Annotated in this window: 4 protein-coding genes and 1 pseudogene; all 5 read right to left on the minus strand. The window is 33.7% G+C overall.

The window, feature by feature from the left end; genetic code table 11:
* Nucleotides 1–305: 305 nt before the first annotated feature.
* Nucleotides 306–965 carry a hypothetical protein gene (locus A3842_RS07490; protein WP_143186191.1) on the minus strand — a complete coding sequence of 220 codons (660 nt, stop codon included), beginning with the start codon at nucleotides 963–965 and terminating at the stop codon, nucleotides 306–308.
* A gap of 124 nt (nucleotides 966–1,089) precedes the next feature.
* Nucleotides 1,090–2,022, minus strand: a complete 933-nt coding sequence (locus A3842_RS07495; RefSeq protein ID WP_074100948.1) for a HEPN domain-containing protein — start codon at nucleotides 2,020–2,022, stop codon at nucleotides 1,090–1,092.
* 573 nt (nucleotides 2,023–2,595) lie between these two features.
* On the minus strand, nucleotides 2,596–3,672 hold the full coding sequence (locus A3842_RS07500) for a hypothetical protein (protein ID WP_074100949.1): 1,077 nt from the start codon (nucleotides 3,670–3,672) through the stop codon (nucleotides 2,596–2,598).
* Nucleotides 3,673–3,927: 255 nt separating this feature from the next.
* Nucleotides 3,928–4,536 (minus strand): hypothetical protein, encoded by a 609-nt coding sequence (locus A3842_RS07505; protein ID WP_074100950.1) that lies wholly within the window; start codon nucleotides 4,534–4,536, stop codon nucleotides 3,928–3,930.
* Nucleotides 4,537–4,576: 40 nt separating this feature from the next.
* Nucleotides 4,577–4,950 (minus strand): annotated as a pseudogene (locus A3842_RS32890) (TrlF family ATPase); the annotation flags it as partial.

Below are 4,950 nucleotides of genomic sequence, written 5' to 3' on the forward strand. Positions count from 1 at the left end.
CCTCTGATAAAAACATCATAAATAAGAATCTTCCTTTTCCGATTTGAGTTTCAAAAATTAACGTTTTATCATCTGATGCGATAGCTTCTGCATAAAGGTTATTCAAATTATTGAAATTAAATTGTGTTGTCATTTCTTTTCCTCTCATTCTTTAGGATTTCATATAACGTTCCTGTATTCATGAACCCAAAAGGGGTTGTCTGCTGATATTCCTCTTCGAAATCCTTCCCGCAGACCAAGGCTCCAACGGAGCCGCTGCTTGAATATATTGTTAAACGAATTCATTGCTTTGAGTATCCGTATTACTAAATTCTCGTTGTAATATAATCCATTTTTTTGATAAAGTTTTCTCTCAGTTCATGATTACTATCGTTATTTAGTCTCTCTAAGTATTCTTGGTATTCGTTAAGTAATTCATCTTTAAATTTAATTACATCTAAACTAATTCCGTTTTCGATTTCAATAATCATGTTTTCTTGTTCAAAAGTAAGCTGAGTATTTCTTTTTGTCTGCGCTTGATGCAATATTCCATTTCTAATATCTGAATAAAAAAAACTGGCTGTTCTTCGTGTAAAATAGCTCCCGAAATAATTACTTCTAGTCAAAAATTGTACAAATGCTTCTTTATGTCCTCTGAAAACTGTAACATCAAGCCCATTATAAAACTGATGAAGCGTTTCAATAAGCAAACTACATAATGCCATTGTGCTAAAACTATAATCAATATATCTATAATTTGCCGTTATGTTATCAGAATATTCTTGTATCAGAAGTAGAAACCTTCCTTCAATTCGATCTGAAAATATGTTTATCGCTCGCTGCCAAGTTTGCTCATCACTTGTTAAAGATAAATCCAATGCTAAGTAATCTTCAAGATAGTATCTTGGTGAAATATATACTCTGTCCTTAAACATTTTTAATCCCTCTCCGTCTTTGATGTTTTCGTTTAACGTTCCTGTATTCACGACCTCGACGAATGTCGGGGTGTCCAACTGTCTCTACTTCCCCGAAACTCCTCTGTCGGACCAAAGGCGTATGCCCGCTGCGTGAATATAATGTTAAGTGAAGTCAATTGCTTCCTCGAGTTTTCTACAGAAACAGAAGCTCTTCAAATTCGTTAATTGTCATAATTTGTTTACTTTCTATGAAATAAGTAATGATCCTTGATAACAATCCCCTTACTTCGATAATATGTTCTTGTATTTTCTCTTCAGTTATTGAGCTTCCGTGAACTACTTTTGATCTGACATCATATAATTTCTTGATTTTCTGATGTAACTCGTATCTGTAGCTTCCTCTAGTTTCAAGCAAAGAGGCTATTTGAGCTGATAACCTAAATCTTAGTTCTGATTGAATTCCAAATATCGCTTCTATTCCAGACCAGAGTAATGCGATAGTCATTCTTGAATTATGTTGTAAATGATGTGTGGTTAAACTATCTATTGCAGTTCTAAAGCGTGTATCAGAGAGTAAATTAGCAAAGTTTGCAAAATTATTTTTTACCCATACAACATCATCAATTGAAACATTTGAATCTAAAGACTGTCTTGTAGCTTTAGGGAAGTCCTCTATAACTCGCGTTTTAACTGAATTTTTTGGGGCAGCTGCAAATGTTGACCAAGAACGATTGGAAGCAACAGGAACAATAAAATCAACATCTGTTTTAATTCTTAAGGATGAGATTATCCACCAGGCGATATCAAAGATCCGTTCGTTATATACCTCATCATCTTTAATAAATAATTCATAGCTCAATCCTCTTGTATAACGTCCGAACAACGAAAACATGTCATTTCGTTCTAAAGCCGAGGCCAATTCAACCTCACCAGGAGGTTCGACAATCTTCTGAATTCTTCCAACCTCTAGTTCTACAAACTCAAAGTCAGCAGCAAAACCAATTAATCCAAAATACCAACCCTCATCACTATATCTTATCTCTTGCATTCTTAATTCAGCACGTGATTTGCGATCCTCAAAATATTGCAATGAATCTTTGATTTCTTGTAATTTCTTCTCATTCATCTTTATTTTCCCTTCTTGGCCTTCTTGGACTTGTATGTCTCAATTGATTTCACTTAACGTCTTATTCACGAACTTTGTAAATAACTCCATATGTAGAGTATTCGCGAAAGCATTAGGCTATCCTGCCCGTTCGCTTAATCACTTCATCATCCATTCTGAATATGGCAATATTGAAAAGTAAGGTTTAAGGAAAAAGTTCAATTATTCTCACTCCCATCATGAGAGTCAGTAGTCGTTATGAAAAACAAAAGCACCTAGCCGCTCAACGGCTAGTGCTCTATTTGAATTATTATAGGATATATCAACTTGAAATTATCGTTCGACGACGAAGTTCTAACATACCGGACAATCGTAGGAGGTGAGAGTAATACTTATTTTCTGAATACTCCGGTTATGAATACACTTTCTTTCTTATAAATCGCATTAACCATGATGAAAAGTCTCTCGCTAAATGACAGGGGACATTCGATCGTTTGCTCAACTATGGTATTTACAGTGGCTGCAAATGATAGTGAAGCCAGTAATAGCCTTTTAGTACATCTTTCATAGAGAATTTTCAGTTTTACATGATGATTAATTGTTTTCTATAGATTTCCGTTTCCTTAAATCGATTAAAACCAGTCTTGCAGCACTTTTAATACCGTGAGAAACGGTATCTTCATGAACTTCCTCACCTACATTTTGACTATAGAAATCTGCAATTTCACGAAGAGTCCATCTTTGTATTAAGTAATGAACCAGCCATTTAAAATGATCCAAATTCCTTTTTTCAGGCTCTTTAAGATATCCTCTCTCAATAAGGAATTTTTCTGTTCGCTCTCGATAAAGATCTTTGTATTGCTTAAACATTTTATCCAATTCACTTTCAAAGTCTTTCCATGTTTTCAATCTTGGGTCCCATGCCATCCCACTATAAGCTAATAAATCTTCGTCATCCTTAAATTGTTGGATTTTATTAATCAACTCGTAATGTGTTTGCATTGTTTCATATGGGTAAATACCTTCATCGTTTTTGAGAAAAATATTGCTTGGAGTGAATGCAACCGGAAATGTTCTTTCAAAAAATGAAAGATGATTATCATCGTTTATACTTTTGCTTAGTTCAATATTATCAGTCTCTTCATCTTGAAAAATACAATTTACCAGTGTTAATTTCTCTTCATAAGGCCAAGTCCTGTTGTATCGTCCAGACCTTCGAAGTGTCTCCAAGGAAACATTATATCTTTTAGCAATTTCGTTGTATTCATCTAACCTCTTTTTCCGCTCAGTTTCCTTACAATCATCATAATAAAACGATAAAGAACAAAGACCCAAAGTACAATAAAAATCCGAATCTCCAACTAGGTTGAATTTATACACCCAGCTTGTTATTTTCTCTTTCAGTTGTGTATACTCAAAACAAAAATTTTCATTGGATTCTTTGACTACTCCCCACTCAGATGGCCATAACTGACTCCCCTTATGATACGTAATAAACCATTCTTCTGCTTCTGCATAAATATCATATATATCTTTTAAATCTTCTAGTACTTCAGGCGCCATAGACTCTATTAGCTCTAAAAAAAGAGTTATAGCTGAATATCTACCGTAGTCCAAAAACATAGTGCTACTGTCAATAATTCGGTCTGGATGATAATATAATCCTTTCATGTTCAATCAACGCCCCTTATCATTCAGTATTGTATGAATCATAATATACTGCTATCTTTCAAGAATAAATGAAATAGACGTAATTGTTTTATTTCAATGATACGAACAACGAAGATAATACCATGGTTAAAAAAAATAAATCCATATGAAAGAGAACCCGTACAAGTAAGTACGGGTGCTGGGGGTATTAAAATATACAGATCGACTGTTTCATTTATTCATGGGATCAATCCAAATAAAATGGGAACGCGTGTTTCAATTTGAGATTCTATTCACAACGGAAATTCCTAAAAGAGCACTCTCTATTTGTTCTTTAGTAACAATAAATATATTGGTCATATCGAAGTTGTTTTTGCCCACAGATTTAAGAAAACCAAGATAATTTAAGGCTCTGATAAATGCCCTTAATTTTCGCTCATTCCATGGAATTAGTATACCTAATCTCCCCAATGCAGAAGCATTCACAATGGCACCAAGCATATGTTTTTGAGATACTGCATTTTCTATTTCAATTGATAAAAGACATCTTGCATTAGGATTCATGAAGAGTTTTCGCTCTAATTCTGGAGTATGCATATGCGAATTTCTTTCAAGATTTTGAGCATGAGCTTCTTGAAGCCTGCTTAAAAAATGAAATATTGTAGGCTCATAGACCATTTCGTTATATAAGCTTTCATATGACTCTTCTATTGCAAATGGACCAACAGCTAAATCAAGACGAGGGGAATATACACCATTATCAAGTTCAGCAGACCACTCTGTCTTTATAAATTCTGAATCAAATACAATCGATAATTTTCTAGATAAATCTTCTTGAAAATTCGGTACATGCTCAAGCCTTCTCTTAAAAGAAAATTCTCTCATTTTATCTCCATTCTCTATATAAAAATAAAAGCAAACTTCTTTAGTTATTTATATCCAACACTCTCGAATACATACCAATCTTATGCTTGAAAGAGTCAGCTCCCCCTTCCAAGTAATTTATAATATGCTTTGTTATCGTGTCATCATCAGGATACCCTTTTTTTACGATCCAGCCGTTCTTACTATCTGACTCTAGTACAATTACTTGCTCAGCATCTGCATTTGTTACGATTGTGGAACTATGAGTTACGATAATGATTTGTCTGGAATTTTTAATTTGTTTCAGACTATTTACTAAGTTCTTATATATGTATTGATTATCCAGATTATCCTCAGGCTGATCTATTATCAACGGAGTATTATCATTAAAAAATTTTCCATACTCAAATATAAATGTAAGTATAGTCACTACCT

Source organism: Paenibacillus sp. P3E, from assembly GCF_001909045.1.
GTDB lineage: Bacteria > Bacillota > Bacilli > Paenibacillales > Paenibacillaceae > Paenibacillus_AQ > Paenibacillus_AQ helianthi.